At 59.6% G+C, this 20496-nt stretch carries 16 protein-coding genes; 7 read left to right on the plus strand and 9 right to left on the minus strand.

Features of this window, described 5'->3' with window-relative positions; translation table 11 throughout:
- Positions 1-92 precede the first annotated feature (92 nt).
- The 3 genes from P3G59_RS28375 to glnK all read right to left on the minus strand — a co-directional run bounded on the left by P3G59_RS28375 (position 93) and on the right by glnK (position 2448).
- Positions 93-518, minus strand: a complete 426-nt coding sequence (locus tag P3G59_RS28375) for a secondary thiamine-phosphate synthase enzyme YjbQ (protein WP_034152034.1) — start codon at positions 516-518, stop codon at positions 93-95.
- A gap of 215 nt (positions 519-733) precedes the next feature.
- The gene (locus tag P3G59_RS28380) at positions 734-2071 is read right to left on the minus strand and encodes an ammonium transporter (RefSeq protein WP_277759816.1); all 1338 of its coding nucleotides are present in this window, start codon (positions 2069-2071) and stop codon (positions 734-736) included.
- Positions 2072-2109: 38 nt separating this feature from the next.
- The gene (glnK, locus tag P3G59_RS28385) at positions 2110-2448 is read right to left on the minus strand and encodes a P-II family nitrogen regulator (RefSeq protein ID WP_002555808.1); all 339 of its coding nucleotides are present in this window, start codon (positions 2446-2448) and stop codon (positions 2110-2112) included.
- A 413-nt stretch (positions 2449-2861) separates the two neighbouring features.
- Here glnK and P3G59_RS28390 point away from each other — a divergent pair, with 413 nt between their 5' ends.
- The 4 genes from P3G59_RS28390 (at position 2862) to P3G59_RS28405 (ending at position 6832) form a co-directional block, all read left to right on the plus strand.
- Positions 2862-3122 carry an accessory factor UbiK family protein gene (locus tag P3G59_RS28390; protein ID WP_007920416.1) on the plus strand — a complete coding sequence of 87 codons (261 nt, stop codon included), beginning with the start codon at positions 2862-2864 and terminating at the stop codon, positions 3120-3122.
- A 366-nt stretch (positions 3123-3488) separates the two neighbouring features.
- A complete protein-coding gene (locus P3G59_RS28395; RefSeq protein WP_277759817.1) occupies positions 3489-4001 on the plus strand; it encodes a Bro-N domain-containing protein in 513 nt (170 codons plus the stop codon).
- A gap of 196 nt (positions 4002-4197) precedes the next feature.
- Entirely contained in the window at positions 4198-4743 is a 546-nt protein-coding gene (locus P3G59_RS28400) for an N-acetyltransferase (RefSeq protein WP_338110656.1), read from the plus strand.
- Positions 4744-5338: 595 nt separating this feature from the next.
- Positions 5339-6832, plus strand: a complete 1494-nt coding sequence (locus P3G59_RS28405) for a YifB family Mg chelatase-like AAA ATPase (protein WP_277759818.1) — start codon at positions 5339-5341, stop codon at positions 6830-6832.
- Here the strand turns inward: P3G59_RS28405 and P3G59_RS28410 are convergent.
- The 3 genes from P3G59_RS28410 to P3G59_RS28420 all read right to left on the minus strand — a co-directional run bounded on the left by P3G59_RS28410 (position 6829) and on the right by P3G59_RS28420 (position 11343).
- Positions 6829-8043, minus strand: a complete 1215-nt coding sequence (locus P3G59_RS28410) for an aldose 1-epimerase family protein (protein ID WP_277759819.1) — start codon at positions 8041-8043, stop codon at positions 6829-6831. The two genes, P3G59_RS28405 and P3G59_RS28410, sit on opposite strands and share 4 nt — an antisense overlap.
- Positions 8044-8262: 219 nt before the next feature.
- Positions 8263-10239: a methyl-accepting chemotaxis protein gene (locus tag P3G59_RS28415; protein ID WP_277759820.1), complete on the minus strand. Its 1977-nt coding sequence runs from the start codon at positions 10237-10239 to the stop codon at positions 8263-8265.
- A 183-nt stretch (positions 10240-10422) separates the two neighbouring features.
- Positions 10423-11343, minus strand: a complete 921-nt coding sequence (locus tag P3G59_RS28420; protein ID WP_277759821.1) for a LysR substrate-binding domain-containing protein — start codon at positions 11341-11343, stop codon at positions 10423-10425.
- Positions 11344-11502: 159 nt separating this feature from the next.
- Between P3G59_RS28420 and P3G59_RS28425 the strand changes: the two genes are divergently transcribed.
- Positions 11503-12897, plus strand: a complete 1395-nt coding sequence (locus tag P3G59_RS28425; protein WP_277762210.1) for a NorM family multidrug efflux MATE transporter — start codon at positions 11503-11505, stop codon at positions 12895-12897.
- A 70-nt stretch (positions 12898-12967) separates the two neighbouring features.
- On the opposite strand, the gene P3G59_RS28430 is transcribed toward P3G59_RS28425, so the two are convergent.
- A complete protein-coding gene (locus P3G59_RS28430) occupies positions 12968-14638 on the minus strand; it encodes a bifunctional diguanylate cyclase/phosphodiesterase (RefSeq protein ID WP_277759822.1) in 1671 nt (556 codons plus the stop codon).
- Between the two features lie 254 nt (positions 14639-14892).
- Between P3G59_RS28430 and rep the strand changes: the two genes are divergently transcribed.
- The gene (gene rep / locus P3G59_RS28435) at positions 14893-16902 is read left to right on the plus strand and encodes a DNA helicase Rep (protein WP_201236314.1); all 2010 of its coding nucleotides are present in this window, start codon (positions 14893-14895) and stop codon (positions 16900-16902) included.
- Between the two features lie 59 nt (positions 16903-16961).
- Positions 16962-17534, plus strand: coding sequence for a xanthine phosphoribosyltransferase (locus P3G59_RS28440; RefSeq protein WP_003229440.1), 573 nt, complete (start codon positions 16962-16964; stop codon positions 17532-17534).
- Positions 17535-17666: 132 nt separating this feature from the next.
- Here P3G59_RS28440 and P3G59_RS28445 read toward each other — a convergent pair whose 3' ends face one another.
- Together P3G59_RS28445 and P3G59_RS28450 are read right to left on the minus strand one after the other, a co-directional pair.
- The gene (locus P3G59_RS28445) at positions 17667-19589 is read right to left on the minus strand and encodes an acetyl-CoA hydrolase/transferase C-terminal domain-containing protein (RefSeq protein WP_277759823.1); all 1923 of its coding nucleotides are present in this window, start codon (positions 19587-19589) and stop codon (positions 17667-17669) included.
- A gap of 331 nt (positions 19590-19920) precedes the next feature.
- Positions 19921-20337, minus strand: a complete 417-nt coding sequence (locus P3G59_RS28450; RefSeq protein WP_277762211.1) for a c-type cytochrome — start codon at positions 20335-20337, stop codon at positions 19921-19923.
- Positions 20338-20496: the final 159 nt, after the last annotated feature.

Consider the following 20496-nt stretch of genomic DNA (forward strand, 5'->3'; position numbering starts at 1 on the left):
CATGACTTGCGAAAAGCAGATTAGTTATAGACCAGCTTTGGCAACTGTCGAAAGTCGCCGTTAAAAAATCGTTAACCGCTGCTGACCAGCGGTTATGCCCCTTCACCGTGCAAGGTGGCGAGGACTTTTCGGGCACCGCCATGATCACGGTGCTCGCCCAGATAAACGCCTTGCCAGGTGCCCAGTGCCAGGCGACCTGCCGAAACCGGCAGGCTGATCTGGCAGCCAAGCACGCTGGCCTTGAAGTGCGCCGGGAGGTCGTCCAGGCCTTCGTCGTTATGCTCATAGCCGTCTGTTCCTTGTGGGATCAGACGATTGAAAAATCGTTCGAAGTCGCGACGGACCGCCGGATCGGCGTTCTCGTTGATGGTCAACGACGCCGAGGTATGCTGCAGCCACAAATGCAACAGACCGACCCGGCACGCCCTGAGTTCAGGCAGGCCAGCGAGTAACTCGTCCGTTACCAGATGAAAGCCCCGGGGCCGTGCCCGCAGGGTTATCAGAGTCTGTTGCCACATACAGTTCTCCGCACGTTCGGGGCGCATTCTAGCGCGCTCAGGGAAAAAACAAAGGCCCTAATATTCCTGCAATGATGTAAGCCATTGGCCGCAGAAAAACGCCCGTCGTAAACACGACCAAAGCCGTACGAAAAATCCTTTCAGCCTTCACTTCAATGACAAATTCCAGGCAAAAAAATGCCCGGCGAACCGGGCAAGTTTTTTGATGCGCGTACTTACAGGTTGTAGCCGCGTTCGTTGTGTTGTGCCAGATCGAGGCCGACCGACTCTTCTTCCTCGGTCACTCGCAGACCCATCACTGCGTCCAGAACCTTGAGGATGACGAAGGTGACGATCGCCGTGTAGATGACAGTGAAGCCGACGCCTTTGCACTGAATCCACACTTGTGCGGCGATGTCGGTGACGGTGCCGAAGCCACCCAGCGATGGTGCAGCGAAGACACCGGTAAGGACCGCACCGAGAATACCGCCGATACCGTGTACGCCGAACGCGTCCAGGGAGTCGTCATAACCGAGTTTGCGTTTCAGGGTAGTGGCGCAGAAGAAGCACACCACGCCTGCCGCCAGACCGATGACCAGTGCGCCCATCGGGCCCACGGTGCCGGCAGCCGGAGTGATCGCGACCAGACCGGCGACCACACCCGAAGCGATGCCCAGTGCGCTAGGTTTGCCGTGAGTGATCCACTCGGCAAACATCCAGCCCAGCGCGGCAGCAGCGGTCGCGATCTGAGTGACCAGCATCGCCATGCCGGCAGTGCCGTTGGCGGCCGCAGCGGAACCGGCGTTGAAGCCGAACCAGCCAACCCACAGCATCGCCGCGCCCATCAGGGTGTAACCGAGGTTGTGCGGTGCCATCGGCGTGGTCGGGAAGCCTTTGCGCTTGCCCAGTACCAGGCAGCAGATCAGACCGGCTACACCGGCGTTGATGTGCACCACGGTGCCGCCCGCGAAGTCGAGCACGCCCCAGTCCCACAACAGGCCGCCGTTACCGGACCAGACCATGTGCGCAATCGGTGCGTATACCAGGGTGAACCAGATGCCCATGAAGATCAGCATCGCGGAGAACTTCATCCGCTCGGCGAACGCACCGACGATCAGCGCCGGGGTGATGATCGCGAAGGTCATCTGGAAGGTGACGAATACCGCCTCGGGGAACAACGCCGCAGGCCCGGTCAGGCTGGCTGGCGTGATGCCGGCGAGGAACGCCTTGCCGAAGCCGCCGACAAAGGAGTTGAAGTTGACGACGCCCTGCTCCATGCCGGTGGTGTCGAACGCGATGCTGTAGCCATAAATGACCCACAGGACGCTGATCAGACCGGTAATGGCGAAGCACTGCATCATCACGGAAAGAATGTTTTTGGAGCGAACCATGCCGCCGTAGAACAGCGCCAGGCCGGGGATGGTCATGAACAGCACGAGGGCTGTCGAGGTGAGCATCCAGGCAGTGTCGCCGGAATTGAGGACTGGGGCCGCCACTTCGTCTGCCGCCATGGCAAGGCTGGGCATTACGATGGACAACAGGGCTCCTAGCCCTGCGAATTTACGCAGAGTCATATTGTTTTCTCCTGGGGCGTTGGGGTTTGTGGCGGCGTTTAAATCGCGTCGGTATCGGTTTCGCCGGTACGGATGCGAATCGCCTGTTCCAGATTGACCACGAAGATCTTGCCGTCACCGATCTTGCCGGTGTTGGCCGCCTTGGTGATCGCCTCGATCACCCGGTCCAGATCCTTGTCGTCGATGGCCACGTCGATTTTCACCTTGGGCAGAAAATCGACCACATATTCCGCGCCGCGATACAGCTCGGTGTGACCCTTCTGCCGGCCGAAGCCTTTGACTTCAGTAACGGTAATGCCCTGCACGCCGATTTCGGACAGCGACTCGCGCACGTCGTCCAACTTGAACGGCTTGATGATGGCAGTGACTAGCTTCATGAAACTCTCTCCCGAATTGGTGGACTTGCCCCAGGAAAACAAACCCGACTCAAGTCTAAGCGCAGTGCCTGGCTTTGTAACGCATCGTCGGCCTTACCTGCCCGACTGACGCCAGCTAACCGCTGCTGACGAAACTCCCCGCTCCGTCTGCCGCACTGCATTCGTCACAGCGACTGCATCAGTGCATGGGTCGAAGGTGACTAAGCAGAAACCTTGCCATCTCGCCAAAATCCCCTGATTTCAATCCCTTGGCCGCTGCCGCACGCCATCCCGTGCTAAAGGCCCTGCGTATACGCACAACAACGGTGCGTCGCCGTCCGTCCGCCTGCGCGAAAAGCGTGCATCCCTGACCGCGAGATTGACTATAGACACTGCGTGATACACTGCCGGCCATTGTTTCCAGGACATCCACCATGCTCGCGCCTAAAGACTTCCTCGACGCCCTGAGCGGCACCGCCTCCCGCCTGTTCAGCGGCGACACCCCGCTGCCGAAAGCCGAAATCGAAAGCCAGTTCAAGATGCTGCTGCAAAGCGCCTTCAGCAAACTCGACCTGGTCAGCCGTGAAGAGTTTGATAGTCAGATGGTTGTACTGGCACGCACTCGTGCCCGCCTCGAGAGCCTCGAAGCCAAAGTTGCCGAGATGGAAGCGAAGCTGACGCCGCCTGCTGAATAATCCGCTCCCCCTGTAGGAGCTGCCGAAGGCTGCGATCTTTTGATCTTCAGCCCTTCAATCATCTCGGCAACGTCCTACAACTTGCACCACCGCCGTCCGATTGCGCCGAAAAGCCCAGGTTTCTAAGCTCACCCGATGCTGAATGTTCAGCACCGGGTTTGGCGACCTGGAAATCCTCGACGCAAGAACGACCACATTCGTACAGGGCGCTTTTCCCCCTCTCGAGTTATGGCGGCTTTGCGTGGGAGACTTTCGGGTCTGCCGGATTTCGGGGTTCCCGGTTCGCCAACCTGCGCATAGCTGCCACCCTTTTCGTTTGGCGACGTTCAGAGGCAGTATTCTCAATTCGACCCCGAGAACTGCACCATGGAAGAAACCTATTTAAAGCCTTACCTCTTCACCCGCCACAAACTTCCCCTCCACGCCCTCCTCATCCAGAACCAACCCTGGTTCTCCGCCCGCGACCTCGGGCGATTGGTCCACATCTACCTCAACGAACGCATGCTGCGAAAACTCGACCCCGACCAATACCAAACCCGCAAAACCCTGATCCACCACCAGATCGAAAACACCCTGCTGATCAGCGAATCCGGTATCTACGCCCTCCTCGTCTACCACTACTGCCCCGAATACCGAGCGCTGCGCGAATGGCTCACCCATCAGGTCATTCCCACCCTGCGCGACACTCAAGCGCCCACCACAAGCGAACGCCCACACCTGAGCCTGCTCAGTTGGCCGGATATGTCGTTGAGTTTGTTGCACTGGAATAACCAGCCGTGGATTCGGTTGCAGGATGTGCCACACATGGTGACGGAGCGAGAACAAGTAAACCGCACGGTTGTGAACTCATGGTGGAGAAAAGCTCTGCAATTGATCTGAATTTTTGCGCTGCAACCTCACCAAAGGTCATTTCAGTGATACCACTGAAATGACCTTTTTTGTGTCTTCGTTATCTCCACCCCCCCTACTCCGAAATCCTCCACTCACAGAAGTAACGTCCTACAAAACGCGTCCCCCACGTCTGATTTCGCTGCCCCCTCTCTGCTGGCTATCTTCTGCGACCAGATCCAAACAGATGAAAACAATGAGAAGGAAAGGCAAAGCAACGGATCTTCGTAACCAGACATTCAGATCAAACTCGCGAAAGATCGCCTACAAATTCTTTCTCAAGGACATTGCCCCGAGAATCCCAAATATTGATGCAGCAGCGGTCAAATTTGAGCCAATTACCCCAGCAGCGATAAAGCAATACTTTCTCTGGGAGGGGCCAACAATTTTTCCTTGGGATGACGTTGCAGACTGGAAAAGTAAAGATGCGAAAGGTCTGGATTTGGCTATATGGTACAAACAGATTCTTTGCGGCATGTGCTATGCGACCCCGCGCGCAAGCTCTATCTGCTTAAAGATTATTCTGTTGGAAGGTCATCCGGATAGGGCGCACCCGCTTCGCGGCAGGATCGCGCCGATTGCTCTGCTTGTCGCAGATCACTATGCGCGAGCGCTAGGATGCAAAGAAATCGAGATTCAGGATCCTGATCCGAATGTTGTTTTTTACTACTGGAAACTGGGGTTCGAATTCGACCACACCAACCGGCTTGTCATTTCTGTGGACGGTCAATAACATCGAAACCAACAACCCAATCGCACGAGGTGCGTATGAGCCCAAAAAAGCGAAAGGCAAAGCTTCTTCAGATTGTTGAACTACATCTCGAAGCACTCCGGTTGGCTGGGGATATGTCAGCCAACCAACGGCGATTTATTGAAGTTGCTGTTACATGTGGGCCAGAGCTTGAGCCAAGCGGTCCGCTAGCCGGTAGAAGATCCTGAGTCAAAAATAAAAAGGCGTCCATAGGACGCCTTTTTTGTGTTTGGAGGAGTAGTCGCAGCGATTCTTTAGCTCCTGGCGTTGCAGCCTTGGGTTCAGAATCCGACGAGCTGGCCCGTCGTCACTACTTCAGAGAAACCAGCTTTCTCTGCTGCCAAAAATGCGGGGGAGCTTTAGCTGGTGCCCAGTCCCGACGAATGCGCAGTTGCAGTCCTCGAACGGGAGGATCCGTCAATGCCGGGCGAGAGTCAACGCTCCAATTCAGGCAAGCAGTGACAGCCCATCGGGTCTTGATACGTCTTGTAAACCTCTATTTCAGCATCGAAACCCGGCTCAACTAACCTTCAAAAACCCGCAGGAAGCGGCCCCCGATTCAACTCAAGGAACGACCATGTCCCTCTCCATCGTCCACAGCCGCGCCCAGATTGGCGTGGATGCTCCCGCTGTCACCGTCGAAGTCCATCTGGCCAACGGCCTGCCGTCGCTGACCATGGTCGGCCTGCCTGAGGCGGCGGTGAAGGAGAGCAAGGATCGCGTGCGCAGCGCGATCATCAATTCCGGGCTGCAGTTTCCGGCGCGGCGGATCACTTTGAATCTGGCGCCGGCGGATCTGCCCAAGGATGGCGGGCGGTTTGATCTGGCGATTGCCTTGGGGATTCTGTCGGCGAGTGTGCAGGTGCCGTGTCTGACGCTGGATGATGTGGAATGTCTGGGTGAGTTGGCGTTGTCCGGCGCAGTACGAGCGGTGCGCGGGGTGTTGCCGGCAGCACTGGCGGCGCGCAAGGCCGGGCGTGCGCTGGTGGTGCCGCGGGCGAATGCCGAGGAAGCGTGTCTGGCGTCGGGGCTGAGGGTCTTTGCGGTTGATCATCTGCTGGAGGCGGTAGCGCATTTCAACGGACATACGCCGGTCGAGCCTTATGTGTCGGACGGGCTGATCCATGCCGCCAAACCTTATCCCGACCTCAATGAAGTGCAAGGTCAGATGGCCGCGAAACGCGCGTTGCTGATTGCCGCGGCGGGCGCGCACAACCTGTTGTTCAGCGGGCCGCCGGGGACGGGCAAAACCCTGCTGGCGAGTCGCTTGCCGGGGCTGCTGCCACCTCTGTCCGAATGCGAAGCGCTGGAAGTGGCGGCGATTCAATCGGTCGCCAGCGGCGTGCCGCTGACCCACTGGCCGCAGCGGCCATTCCGCCAGCCGCACCATTCCGCATCCGGGCCGGCGCTGGTCGGTGGCAGCTCGAAACCGCAACCTGGCGAGATCACCCTCGCCCATCACGGCGTGCTGTTTCTCGATGAACTGCCGGAGTTTGATCGCAAGGTGCTGGAGGTGCTGCGCGAGCCGCTGGAGTCCGGGCATATCGTGATCGCCCGGGCCAAGGATCGCGTGCGTTTTCCGGCACGCTTTCAATTGGTGGCGGCGATGAATCCGTGTCCCTGTGGATATCTCGGCGAGCCGAGCGGCAAGTGCTCCTGCACGCCGGACATGGTCCAGCGTTATCGCAACAAACTGTCGGGGCCATTGCTGGATCGGATCGATCTGCACCTGACGGTGGCGCGGGAGGCGACGGCGCTGAATCCGACGGTGAAGCCGGGAGAGGACAGCGCCAGTGCAGCCGCCGTAGTGGCCGAAGCCCGAGAGCGCCAACAAAAGCGTCAGCGTTGTGCCAATGCGTTTCTCGATCTACCGGGGTTGAAGCGGCACTGCAAGTTATCCACAGCCGATGAGAAATGGCTGGAATCAGCCTGTGAACGGCTGACGCTTTCGCTGCGTTCGGCACACCGGCTACTCAAAGTCGCCCGGACACTGGCCGACCTTGAGCAAGTCGATGCGATCAAGCGTGAGCACTTGGCCGAAGCGCTGCAATACCGGCCGGCGACACCTTAATGCTCGGTCAGATCAACCAGCGGCGTCTGCCGCACTTCGGTTTCACGCCCGGCCTGAATTTCGGTCACGCGCTTCAAGGCGTTATCCACAGCGTCTTTGTCCGCAAGCAGGCTGTAACTGATCTGGAACTGTTTGTGCTCCTTGGGTGCGATGGTCGGCACCAGATTCAGCGGACGCTGATAGCGGCGGTTGTAGGAAAAACTGGTGCCCGGCTCCAGCCCCGTGACGTAGCCCTGGCCCTGGGTGTCGGTGTTTTTCCACAGGGAAAACACCGGCAACTGCTGGGTATTGAAGCCGACGGAGACGCCGAGGCTGCCGGCCTTGTTGTGCAAAACGGTCAGGGTTTCGCCTTTGGCATCTGCATAGGGCACGACGTTGTAAACGGTTTCGTCGTAGTCCTTGGTCGGCGCACGATAGGTTTGCCAATCGGCCAGATCGCCCTTTGCCTTGTCGTTGAAAGGCGACACCTGTTTTACCGGTGCAGCAAACCGGGCGCCTTGCTCGAGGAACGGCGTGCTGAAGTTGCTGTGGTACAGCGCCTGGTATTCCTTCGGATAATCGCCGTTGTTGGTCAGCGTATCGTTGAGGGCGAAACGCGCAGTGCCCGGCTCGGTGACCAGCTCAGTGACGACCGAGAAGTCGACTTTCTTGAACGCCTGCTCTTTCAATTCGCCGCGCAGACTGATGGCATAGGGTGGTTTTTCATCGATGTGCAGCGTGACGGTACTGGCCGGGATGTTGGCGGCGCGGCCGTGCAAGGTCAGCAGTTCGCCATTGTCGATGCCGGGGTGGCCAACCCATTCGTAACCGCAGCGGGCCACCAGTTCGTTGAAGCCTTCCAGCCAGCCGAGACCACCGCGTCCGTTGAGTTCGATGAAGGCCGGGTTGACCACTTCCTTGACCGGCGAATCCCAGCCCATGCGCACGTTGCCGACAGAAGCCTGCAAGACATTCATGCCTCGGGTTGGCACCACCGAGAGCTTCATCGTGCCGTTATCGATATCAACAATACTGACACCTTCCTGCCGTCCGCCGTGCAAGGTGCGCAGGCTTACGGAGAAGGGTTTGTCGGTTTTCACGCCGAGCTGCTCACTGGTGATGCTCCAGTTTTGCGCGGGCTTGTTGGTATCGAGAAGCACGTAATCCCAAGCCATGGCGTGGGAAGCAGTAGAGAGTGCGCCGAGGGCGACGGCGAGTTTGAGCGGGGTCATGGCAGCAGCCTTTATTGGAGTTGTGCCATTTTTATAGCGCTGCGGAAACGTTTCAGCAAGTAGAGATGAGAGACATACAGGGTGATTTACCACGGATCGGCGGCGTTGCCTTCGCGAGCAAGCTAGCTCCCACAGGGATCTCGGGTGTTCACAAAATCTGTGATTCACACCGGAAACTGTAGGAGTGAGCCTGCTCGCGATAGCGATTTCAGCCGTACATCAACGAAACCGATCAACCTCGGAACGCAAATCCGCCGCCAGTTTCTCAAGCTCCTTGGCGGTAACAGCCAGGTTCGAAACCACCTCACGCTGCTCACTGTTGGCCAGCGCAATGCTCTGCAGATTGCTGCTCAACAACGTCGCAGTGCTGCTCTGCTCCTGAGTCGCCGTGGTAATCGCGGCAAACTGCTGCCCCGCCGAACGACTCTGCTCATCGATACGCGCCAGCGCCGACGCCACGTTGGCGTTGCGCGACAGGCCTTCCTGCATCAGCACATTGCCCTGCTCCATGGTGCTGATCGCGTTGCCGGTCTCCTGCTGGATGCTGTGGATCATGCTGGAAATTTCATCAGTGGCCTGACGAGTACGCGACGCGAGGCTGCGCACTTCATCGGCCACCACGGCGAAGCCACGACCTTGTTCACCGGCACGGGCCGCTTCAATCGCCGCGTTGAGTGCCAACAGGTTGGTTTGTTCGGCAATCGAGGTAATCACACCAACGATGCCGCCGATTTCCTGCGAGCGCTGACCGAGGGTGTTGATCACGGTGGCCGTACTGTTCAGAGCGCCAGCGATTTGCTCCAGCGACGACGACGCTTCTTCCATCGAACTGCGACCGATCTGCGTTTGCTGAGCGTTTTCCTGCGCCAGACGCTGGGTCGCGCCCATATTGTCGGCAATGTTCAGCGAGGTCGCGCTGAACTCCTCCACCGCACCCGCCATGCTGGTGATTTCGCCGGACTGTTGTTCCATGCCTTCGTAGGCGCCGCCGGACAGACCGGACAAGGCTTGCGCACGGCTGTTGACCTCTTCCGAAGAGCGACGGATGTGCTCGACCATGGTCGACAGCGCCTGGCTCATCTGGTTGAAAGCGCGGGACAGCTGACCAATTTCGTCGTTGCTCGACACGCTCAGACGCACGCTCAGATCACCAGCGCCCAAGGCCTCGGCCTGACGCACCAGATCGCCCAGTGGTGCCAGTTTGCTGCGCAGCAACCAAACCACGGAACCGACCGCCAGCAGCATCGCCAACAGACTGCCAATGGCCAATTGCGTACCGACGCTCCAGGTCACCGCGCGAATCTCGGTTTTCGGCATGCTCGCCACCACCGACCACGGCCCGCCATCGAACGGGACGGCGATGCTGTAGAAGTCTTCGGCGCGGTCGCTCCAGAACTCACCCTTGCCCGGTTTAGCCGCCAGACCTTTGATCACCGGAACCGCCTGATCCAGCGCTTGCACGCCCGCCGGGGCGACCAGCCATTTGTTTTGCTCATCCAGCAACGCCAACGAACCGCTCTGGCCGATACGGAAGCGCTTGAGGTTGTCGAACTGGATGTTCTGCGCGTCGGTGTAGTCAAAACCAACGAACAGCACCGCGATCACCTTGCCGCTGCCGTCTCGCACGGGCGTGTACTGAGTCATGTAGGAACGATCAAACAGCAAGGCGCGACCGACATAACCCTGGCCCGCCATCAACTTCGCATAAGCCGGGTGCGCGTGGTCGAGCAAGGTGCCGATGGCGCGCGTGCCATCCTGCTTGGTCAGCGAAGTGCTGACGCGGACAAAGTCTTCGCCACTGCGCACGAACAGCGTGGCGACGCCGGCGGTCATCTGCTTGAACTCGTCGACTTCCTTGAAGTTGTTGTTCAGCACTTCGCTGCCCAGATGCAGGCCCGGGGTCTGGGTGCCAGCCACCGTCACCGGTTCATCGGCGTGAAGGCTCAAACCTGCGCTGAAGCGCTTTTCGAACAACCCGCTCAGGCGCTGGGTGCTTTCACGCAGCGTGCCGTGGAAGGTGCTCAGTTGGTCGGCCAGCAGCCGCGCTTCACTGGCCAGATGCTCTTCACGGGTAGCAAGGTTGGCGGTATCCAGCGAACGCAAAGCAAAGACCGTACTGCCGCTGATGACGACCGCCAGAATCACAGCGAGGGCGAGGCCCAGCTGCGAGGCGATCCGAGCGCGAGGTTGAGACATGGACAGCTCCTGGCCGAACTTTCCGATCCTCCTTGATCGCAGCTCGGATAATTTCTAATAGTGGGGGTGAATCGTGGATACCGGCACGTCGGTTCCACATGCACGTATTCGGCGGTAGAACCGAATACTTGAGCGAACAACAGGGTTATGGCACAAGGCCGGCATTGTGGCGGCTCGAACGTTTCAGCTCAAGCGCGCAACCGCTGGTAGCTCCATGGCGCGGACTTCGCCTTGCAGGAAGTCGCTGAGGCGGCGCAAACGTTCACCTCCGGGACGGGTCTTTGGCCACACCAGGTAATAATTCAGTCCGCTGGCGACCGCCGTCGGCCACGGCAGGCTCAGTCGTCCTTGCGCCACGTCTTCGGCGACCATCAATAAATCGCCCATCGACACACCGTAGCCGCGCGCCGCCGCGATCATGCCCAACTCCAGGGTATCGAACACCTGCCCGCCCTTGAGCGACACCTGATCGGACAGCCCCATATGCTCCAGCCAACTGCGCCAATCGCGACGGTCAGGCGTCGGGTGGAGTAATTCGGTGCAAGCCAGTCGAGCCAAATCCCATGGCTGATCATTCAGCAGGTCTGGTGCACCCACTGGAATCAGCTCTTCAGGAAAGAGCAGGCTGGCCTCCCAGTCCGGCGGAAAATGCCCGTCACTCAACAGTACTGCGCTGTCGAACGGCTCATCGTTGAAGTCCACCGAGTCCACATCCATCCAGGCGCTGGTCAGTTGTACTTCGTTGCCCGGCTGCAAGTGACGAAAGCGACTGAGTCGCGCCAACAGCCAGCGCATGGTCAGGGTCGACGGGGCCTTCATACGCAAGATGTCGTCCTCGGCACGCAAGGTATTGCAGGCCCGCTCAAGTGCACCAAAGCCTTCGCGGATGCCGGGCAACAGTAACCGCGCGGCTTCAGTCAGTTGCAGATTGCGCCCGCTGCGCTGAAACAGCCGACAGGCGAAGTGATCTTCGAGCGTACGAATGTGCCGGCTCACCGCACTCTGGGTGATCGACAACTCCTCGGCCGCACGGGTGAACGAGCTGTGCCGTGCTGCAGCTTCGAATGCGCGCAGGGCATACAACGGAGGAAGTCGACGGGACATACACAAGGCTCCTGCAGCGGGATGCAGCAAAACGGACAGAATCACACCAGGATGAGTTTTACTCATGCCACCCATCCTTTTTATCCCTTTGTGCAAAGCCTGCCAAGCGCCGAGAATCGACGGTCTTCTGTTCCCTCTGAAAATCGAGTGGTGATGACCATGCAGCATCCTGTGCGTATCGAACTCTGGGCCATCCTGCGGCTGGCAGGGCCGTTGATTGCTTCACAGTTGGCGCACATGCTGATGGTGCTGACTGACACTTTAATGATGGCGCGCCTGAGTCCGGAAGCGCTCGCGGGCGGCGGTCTCGGCGCGGCGAGCTATTCGTTCGTGTCGATTTTCTGCATCGGCGTGATTGCGGCGGTCGGCACGCTGGTAGCGATCCGCAAGGGCGCCGGTGACATCATCGGCGCTGCGCGGCTGACCCAGGCCGGTTTGTGGCTGGCATGGCTGATGGCGCTGGGCGCCGGCTTATTGCTGTGGAACCTGAAACCGGTGTTGCTGTTGTTTGGCCAGACTGAAACCAACGTCAATGCCGCCGGGCAATTCCTGATCGCCCTGCCCTTCGCCCTGCCCGGCTACCTGAGCTTCATGGCCCTGCGCGGTTTCACCAGTGCGATTGGCCGAGCGACGCCTGTGATGGTTATCAGCCTCGCCGGCACGGTGGCCAATTTCCTGCTCAATTACGCGCTGATCACCGGCATGTTCGGCCTGCCGAAAATGGGCCTGACGGGCATCGGCCTGGTCACGGCGATTGTCGCCAACTGCATGGCGCTGGCACTCGCCTGGCATATCCGCCGGCATCCGGCCTATGACGCTTATCCATTGCGCGCGGGCTTGTCGCGGCCCAACCGGCAATACCTCAAAGAATTGTGGCGTCTGGGCCTGCCAATCGGCGGCACCTACGCGGTGGAAGTCGGTTTGTTTGCCTTCGCGGCGTTGTGCATGGGCACGATGGGCAGCACGCAATTGGGCGCGCACCAGATCGCCCTGCAAATCGTCTCGGTCGCGTTCATGGTGCCGGCGGGCATGTCGTACGCAATCACCATGCGCGTCGGCCAGCATTACGGTGCCGGACAATTGAGCGATGCACGGATGTCCGGGCGGGTCGGGATCGTCTTTGGCGCGGTGGTGATGCTCGGGTTCGCCATGGTGTTCTGGCTACTGCCGAATCAGTTGGTGGGGCTGTTCCTCGATCACAATGATCCGGCGTTCGCCGAAGTGATTCGCCTGGCGGTGAGTCTGCTGGCGGTGGCGGCGTGGTTCGAGTTGTTCGACGGCACGCAGACGATTGCCATGGGCTGCATCCGTGGCCTCAAGGATGCGAAGACCACGTTTCTGGTCGGGCTCGCTTGCTATTGGCTGATCGGTGCACCGGCAGCGTGGTGGATGGCGTTCCACTTGAACTGGGGGCCGACGGGCGTCTGGTGGGGGTTGGCGCTGGGGCTGGCCTGTGCGGCGGTGAGTTTGACGCTGGCGTTCGAGTGGAAGATGAAGCGGATGATTCGGCTTGTACCTGTGTCACAGAGGTTCGAGGCCGTTCGCGCGGATTAAGATCAAAAGATCGCAGCCTTCGGCAGCTCCTACAGGGATATGTGTAGGAGCTGCCGAAGGCTGCGATCTTTTAAACGGCCTCCACAGAAACCTGCTGGCTTGAGCCGAAGGTTAGATATTCAACCAGCTCCGCCAGCGGCAACGGCCGGCTGATCAGGTAACCCTGCACCTGATCGCAGCCAAACCCGCGCAGCAGCTCCAGTTGCTCCGGGGTTTCCACCCCTTCGGCCACCACTTCCAGATGCAGGTTGTGCGCGAGGTTGATCATCGCGTGCACCAGTTTGCGGTTTTCTTCGCGCTGTTCCATACCACCGACAAAGCTCTTGTCGATTTTCAGCAGGGTGATCGGCAGGCTGTTGAGGTGCACGAACGACGAGAACCCGGTACCGAAGTCATCCAGCGAGAAACGCACGCCGAGGCGACCGAGAGCGTCCATGGTCTGCTTGACCAGATCGCTGCGGCGCATCACTGCGGTTTCGGTCAGTTCGAATTCCAGCCATTGCGCCTCGACACCCCGCTCGGCGATCAACCGGCTCAACGTCGGTAATAACTGACTGTCCTGAAACTGGCGGAACGACAGGTTGATCGCCATGTGCAGCGCCGGCAATCCCCGTTCACGCAGCGCCTGCATATCGCGCAGCGCCCGGGAAATGACCCAATAGCCCAGCGGCACGATCAACCCGCTCTGCTCGGCCAGCGGCACGAATTCGCTCGGCGGCAGCAAACCGCGCTCGCCATGACGCCAGCGCACCAAGGCCTCGAGGCCGACAATCTGGCCGTCCTCAAGATTCAGGCGTGGCTGGTAATGCAGCTCTAGCTCATCGCGACGCAACGCCCGGCGCAGTTCGCTTTCCAGATCAGCCATGCTCCGCGCGTTGCGGTTGATGCGTTCGTTGAAGATATGAAACGTGCAACCTTGGGTGCTTTTGGCCTGCTGCATGGCGATGTGTGCGTGCCACATCAGCGGGTCGGCGCCGCCCTGCGCACGGGCGTGAGCGATGCCGAGGCTGGAGCCGATCAGCAGGCTCTCGCCATCGACCCAATACGGTTCGGCGAGTGCTTCGGTGATGCGTTCGGCCATCCACTCGGCGCGTTGTGGCGCACGGCGGGTGTCGATCAGCAGAGCGAATTCGTCGCTGCCCAATCGCGCCAGCTGATCACCGGCCTCCAGCTGACTTTTCAGCCGCGCGACCACTTGCAGGATCAAGCGATCGCCCGCCTGATGGCCGAGGGCATCGTTGGCGTGGCGGAAGTTGTCGAGATCGAGATGGCCGAGGGCCAGGCCGCGACCGTCGTTTTCGGCGAGGCGCGCGGCGAGCAAGGTCTGGAAACCCTGACGGTTGGCGATGCCGGTCAGCGGATCCTGTTCGGCCAGGCGTTGCAGGGTATTTTCCAGAACGCCGCGTTCGCGCACATGGCGCAGGCAACGGCGCAGCATGCCGGCATCGAGGGCGTCGAACACCAGCCAGTCACTGACGCCAACCGGCGTGGTGTCCGGTTCGTGTTCCAGCAATAACACCGTCGGCAGGCTGCAACGGCCCGGTGCCGGCTGCAACGCGGGAATGGTCAACAACACCGCGTGGCGGTTGTCTTCGAACAAACTGCTGACCGACTCCCAGCTCGGCGCGCTGATCAGCACCGCCGCGCTCCCCATCGGAGCCAGACACTCGCGCAATAACGCTGTCCACGCTGGCTCTTCGGCCAGTAGCAGCAAACGCAAGGGTTCGACAGGCGTAGACAAGCTAGCTCCCTAGACTCTGCAATGATGTGGGCGGGGCATTATGCCGTTGCGATGTTCAATGACAACGATTATCAGAACGTTATTTTGTGTCACGAATGAGAACATTAGCCGCAAAATCACCGTGCATCCTCCGCGAAAGTAACAAAACCGGCAAATTTGAATCGCGTGGTACGTCACAAGTCGGAGAGAGCAGCACAATTCTCTGAGCCTGTTAAAATGCCGGCCCATTTCGTCAACGACTCCCGAATTTTCGTATGTCCCGACTCAATCCCCGGCAGCAAGAAGCCGTGAACTACGTCGGCGGCCCTCTATTGGTGCTCGCCGGTGCTGGCTCCGGCAAGACCAGCGTGATCACGCGCAAAATCGCGCACCTGATCCAGAACTGCGGCATTCGCGCCCAATACATCGTCGCCATGACCTTTACCAATAAGGCCGCGCGCGAGATGAAAGAGCGGGTCGGCACCCTGCTGCGGGCCGGCGAAGGGCGTGGCCTGACGGTCTGCACCTTCCACAACCTCGGTCTCAACATCATCCGCAAGGAACACGCGCGGCTGGGCTACAAACCCGGTTTCTCGATTTTCGACGAGACCGATGTAAAAGCGCTGATGACCGACATCATGCAGAAGGAATACGCGGGCGAAGACGGCGTCGACGAGATCAAGAACATGATCGGCGCCTGGAAAAACGACCTGATCCTGCCGCCGCAGGCGCTGGAGAACGCACGCAATCCCAAGGAGCAGACTGCCGCCATCGTCTACACCCACTATCAGCGCACGCTGAAAGCGTTCAACGCGGTGGACTTCGACGACCTGATCCTGCTGCCGGTAAAACTCTTCGAAGAACACGCTGACATTCTCGAAAAGTGGCAGAACAAGGTGCGTTACCTGCTGGTGGACGAATACCAGGACACCAACGCCAGCCAATACCTGCTGGTGAAAATGCTCATCGGCACGCGCAACCAGTTCACCGTGGTAGGTGACGACGACCAGTCGATCTACGCCTGGCGTGGCGCGCGGCCGGAAAACCTGATGCTGCTCAAGGACGACTATCCGTCCTTGAAAGTGGTGATGCTCGAGCAGAACTACCGCTCGACGAGTCGTATCCTGCGCTGCGCCAACGTGCTGATCTCGAACAACCCGCACGAATTCGAAAAGCAGCTGTGGAGTGAAATGGGCCACGGCGACGAGATCCGCGTGATCCGCTGCCGCAACGAAGACGCCGAAGCCGAGCGCGTGGCCATGGAAATCCTCAGCCTGCACTTGCGCACCGACCGCCCATACAGCGATTTCGCGATCCTTTATCGCGGTAACTATCAGGCCAAGCTGATCGAGCTGAAGTTGCAGCACCACCAGGTGCCGTACCGCCTGAGCGGCGGCAACAGCTTCTTCGGCCGCCAGGAAGTGAAAGACCTGATGGCCTACTTCCGCCTGATCGTGAACCCGGATGACGATAACGCCTTCCTGCGGGTGATCAACGTGCCGCGCCGCGAAATCGGCTCGACCACCCTGGAAAAACTCGGCAACTACGCCACCGAACGCAAAATCTCGATGTACGCCGCCACCGACGAAATCGGTCTGGGCGAACATCTGGACAGCCGCTTCACCGATCGCCTGTCGCGCTTCAAGCGCTTCATGGACAAGGTCCGTGAGCAATGCGCCGGCGAAGACCCGATCTCGGCGCTGCGCAGCATGGTCATGGACATCGACTATGAGAACTGGCTGCGCACCAACAGCTCCAGCGACAAGGCTGCCGACTACCGGATGAGCAACGTCTGGTTCCTGATCGAGGCGTTGAAAAACACCCTCGAAAAGGACGAAGAAGGCGAAATGACCGTCGAGGACGCCATCGGCAAACTGGTCCTGCGCGACATGCTCGAGCGTCAGCAGGAAGAAGAGGACGGCGCCGAAGGCGTGCAGATGATGACCCTGCATGCGTCCAAAGGACTGGAGTTCCCCTACGTGTTCATCATGGGCATGGAAGAGGAAATCCTCCCGCACCGTTCCAGCATCGAAGCCGACACCATCGAAGAAGAACGTCGCCTGGCCTACGTGGGCATCACCCGCGCGCGGCAGACCCTTGCCTTCACCTTCGCCGCCAAGCGCAAGCAGTACGGCGAAATCATCGATTGCGCGCCCAGCCGCTTCCTCGATGAGCTGCCGCCGGACGATCTGGCCTGGGAAGGCAACGACGACACACCGACCGAAGTCAAAGTCGTGCGTGGCAATAGCGCATTGGCTGATATACGCGCGATGTTAAAGCGCTAGAATTGACCACTTTTTTTACTAGACCTTCGGCGCACAAAGCGCCAAAAGAGGACAGCTTCATGGAAGCATTGCACCAGAAAATCCGCGAACAAGGCATTGTGCTTTCCGACCAGGTCCTGAAGGTCGACGCCTTCCTGAACCACCAGATCGACCCGGCCCTGATGAAGCTGATCGGCGACGAATTCGCCACGCTGTTCAAGGACTCGGGCATCACCAAGATCGTCACCATCGAAGCCTCGGGCATCGCCCCGGCGATCATGACGGGCCTGAACCTCGGCGTGCCGGTGATCTTCGCCCGCAAGCAGCAGTCCCTGACCCTGACCGAAAACCTGCTGTCGGCGACCGTTTACTCGTTCACCAAAAAGACCGAAAGCACCGTGGCCATCTCCCCGCGTCACCTGACCAGCAGCGACCGCGTGCTGATCATCGACGACTTTTTGGCCAACGGTAAGGCGTCGCAGGCGCTGATCTCGATCATCAAACAGGCTGGCGCCACCGTTGCCGGCCTGGGCATCGTCATCGAGAAATCGTTCCAGGGTGGCCGTGCCGAGCTGGACTCGCAGGGTTATCGCGTTGAGTCGCTGGCTCGCGTGAAGTCGCTGAAGGATGGCGTGGTTACCTTCATCGAATAAACAAGCAGCACCGCAATACCCCTGTGGGAGCGAGCCTGCTCGCGAATGCTTAGGGTCAGTCGACATCTTGGTTGACTGATACACCGCTTTCGCGAGCAGGCTCGCTCCCACAATTGGTTTTGCGGTGGGCAGTTATTGCGCGGTGGCTTTGAGGCCGGTGAGGAGCAGGCGCTGGAACAGGTCTTCTTTGAGGCCTTCCGGGTTTGTCAGCTGCATGCGCTCCAGATGTTCGGGATACAGCGAAGCCTCCGGCGCATCCAGCGCAGCTTTGCCCAGTTCAAGGATTTCGGTGAGTTTGAATTTGCTCTTCAGCCAGTTCAACGCCCGCAACAGATCCCGCTCGATCGCGGTGAAATCACAGCCCAGTGGATACTCCGGAAACAGATTCGGGTGCTTCGCGGCAATCGCCTGCAAGCGTTGCGGCGTGTTGTCGGCGAATCGCGGATCGATGCGGAAATCCTTTGGCAGTTTGCCGACCTTTTGCGCCTGTTCGATCAACCCCGGCTGAAAGCGTGAATCGCTGATATTGAGCAGAGCTTCGATCACCGCCGAATCCGTCTTGCCGCGCAGATCGGCAATGCCGTACTCGGTGACCACGATGTCGCGCAGGTGCCGGGGAATCGTGCAGTGGCCGTACTCCCAGACAATGTTCGAACTGACCTCACCACCGGATTCGCGCCAACTGCGCAAAATCAGAATCGACCGCGCATCGTGCAACGCATGCCCCTGCGCCACGAAGTTGTACTGCCCACCGACACCGCTGAGTACCCGCCCGTCCTCCAGTTGATCGGCCACGCCTGCGCCCAGCAACGTCATGGTGAACACGGTGTTGATGAATCGCGCATCGAGGCGCTGCAAACGCTTGAGTTCTTCCTGCCCATACAACTCGTTGATGTAGCTGATGCGGGTCATGTTGAATTCGAGGCGTTTGCTCTGCGGTAACTCACGCAGACGCTCGTAGAAACTGCGCGGGCCGAGGAAGAAACCGCCGTGCACCGAGATACCGTCAGTCTGTGCCGCCTCGTCGAGCGTCCCGGCGTTGGCCTGTTCCTGCGTCTGCACATCGGGGTAGACCTTGCGCCGGATAATCCCGGCATCCGCCAGCACCAGCAGACCGTTGACGAACATTTCGCTGCAGCCGTACAGGCCTTTGGCGAACGGGCCGGTGCCGCCTTCGCGGTCGATCAATTGCGCCCACTGGCTGAGGTTGATGTCATGGAGCAAGGCCTGATAACCGGCGTTATCGGCCTGACGCGCGAGCAGTGCAGCGGTTAGCGCATCGCCCATCGAGCCGATGCCGATCTGCAGTGTGCCGCCATCGCGTACCAACGTGCTGGCGTGCAGGCCGATGAAATGGTCCTGAAAGCCCACCGGCATGTTCGGCGTGGAGAACAGCGTGCTGCTGTCCTTCGCGTCGATCAGCAGGTCGAAGGTGTCGATATCGACTTCGGCGTCGCCGGGCATGTACGGCAGATCGGTGTGCACCTGGCCGACCAGCAAAATGGTCTCCCCGGCGACCCGGCGCCTGGCGATCATCGGCAACAAGTCGAGGGTGATGTCCGGGTTGCAACTGAGGCTCAGGCGATCGGGATGCTCACTGCTGCTGGCGAGCAGCTGCGCCACCAGGTTCAGGCCGGCGGCATTGATGTCGCGGGCGGCGTGGCTGTAGTTGCTGCTGACATAATCCTGCTGGGCCGGTGCGCTGTTGAGCAAACTGCCGGGCTGCATGAAAAACTGTTCGATGCGGATGTTGGCGGGCAGGCTGTCGCGCTGCAGGTCGGCGAGAAAATCGAACTCCGGGTAGTCACCGAAGACGCGTTCGACGAAGGGTTCGATGAAGCGTTTCTGCAAGCCATCGCCCAACGCCGGGCGGCCGAGGCATAGCGCGGTGTAGACCGTCAGTTGCCGCTCGGGCAGCTGTTTGATCCGCCGGTACAGCGCATTGACGAAGTGATTGGGTTTGCCCAGACCCAGCGGCATGCCCATGTGGATATGCGCCGGCAACCGTGCGAGCACGTCGTCCACTGCCTGTTCGATCGAACACAACTGCACCATCTGAAGCCTCCTGCCCGTTCCGTGAATAGAGGTAGACCGAGCTTGCCTTGAGTTTGCTGCAATGAACAGAGTCAGATTCCCCTCACCCTAACCCTCTCCCAGAGGTAGAGGGGACTGATTGTGCGTTGCTGTGAAGATACGCCGACGTGAAAGTGATGTGCTGAATCCATAATCGCTAAGGTCTTTCAGGTCGATGGATAGCGAAAGACACCTCGGTAGCCCCCCTCTCCCTCTGGGAGAGGGCTGGGCGGGCGGCGTTCCGATGAGGGGCTCTTGAATTGCGCCCACAAAAAAACCGTCCGAAGACGGCTTTTTTCATCAGAAGCGCGCCTTACTTCAGGCCGGACATCTTCTGGATTGCGCCCTTCAACTCATCATCCGAGCAATCGGCGCAGGTGCCTTTCGGCGGCATCGAGTTGATGCCGGTAATGGCTTTGGCCAGGATGCCATCAAGGCCGCCCTGGTGGTCAGCACGTTCTTTCCAGGCCGCGGTGTCACCGATTTTCGGCGCACCCAACAGACCACTGCCGTGACAAGCGTTGCAATGTTTGGCAATCACTTCGTCCGGGGTTTTCGCACCGCCACCGCCGCCGGCAGTCGCAGCCACTTCCATCCCCTTGCATTCTTGCCCCTGAACACACACCTGGCCGACAGGCTCGAGGCGTTTGGCAATGTCGTCATTCGTCGCAGCTTGAGCGCTGACAGCCCAGAGGGCCAGTACGGTTGCTGGTGCGGCCAGCATTTTCATAATTAGGTTCACGCGTTCACCCTCAATGGTGGCTATTCACGCCTGCGGCCACGGTTCGCAGGCGGGCGGAAGTATAGCGGGTAGCCCGCCACACTGAAACAACCCCATAGTCGAAGGGGTTATACCGCGCAGTGAAAAAACTCTTCGGATGCCTTCGCC

The sequence above is a fragment of the Pseudomonas sp. A34-9 genome (genome assembly GCF_029543085.1).
In the GTDB taxonomy this organism is placed as follows: domain Bacteria; phylum Pseudomonadota; class Gammaproteobacteria; order Pseudomonadales; family Pseudomonadaceae; genus Aquipseudomonas.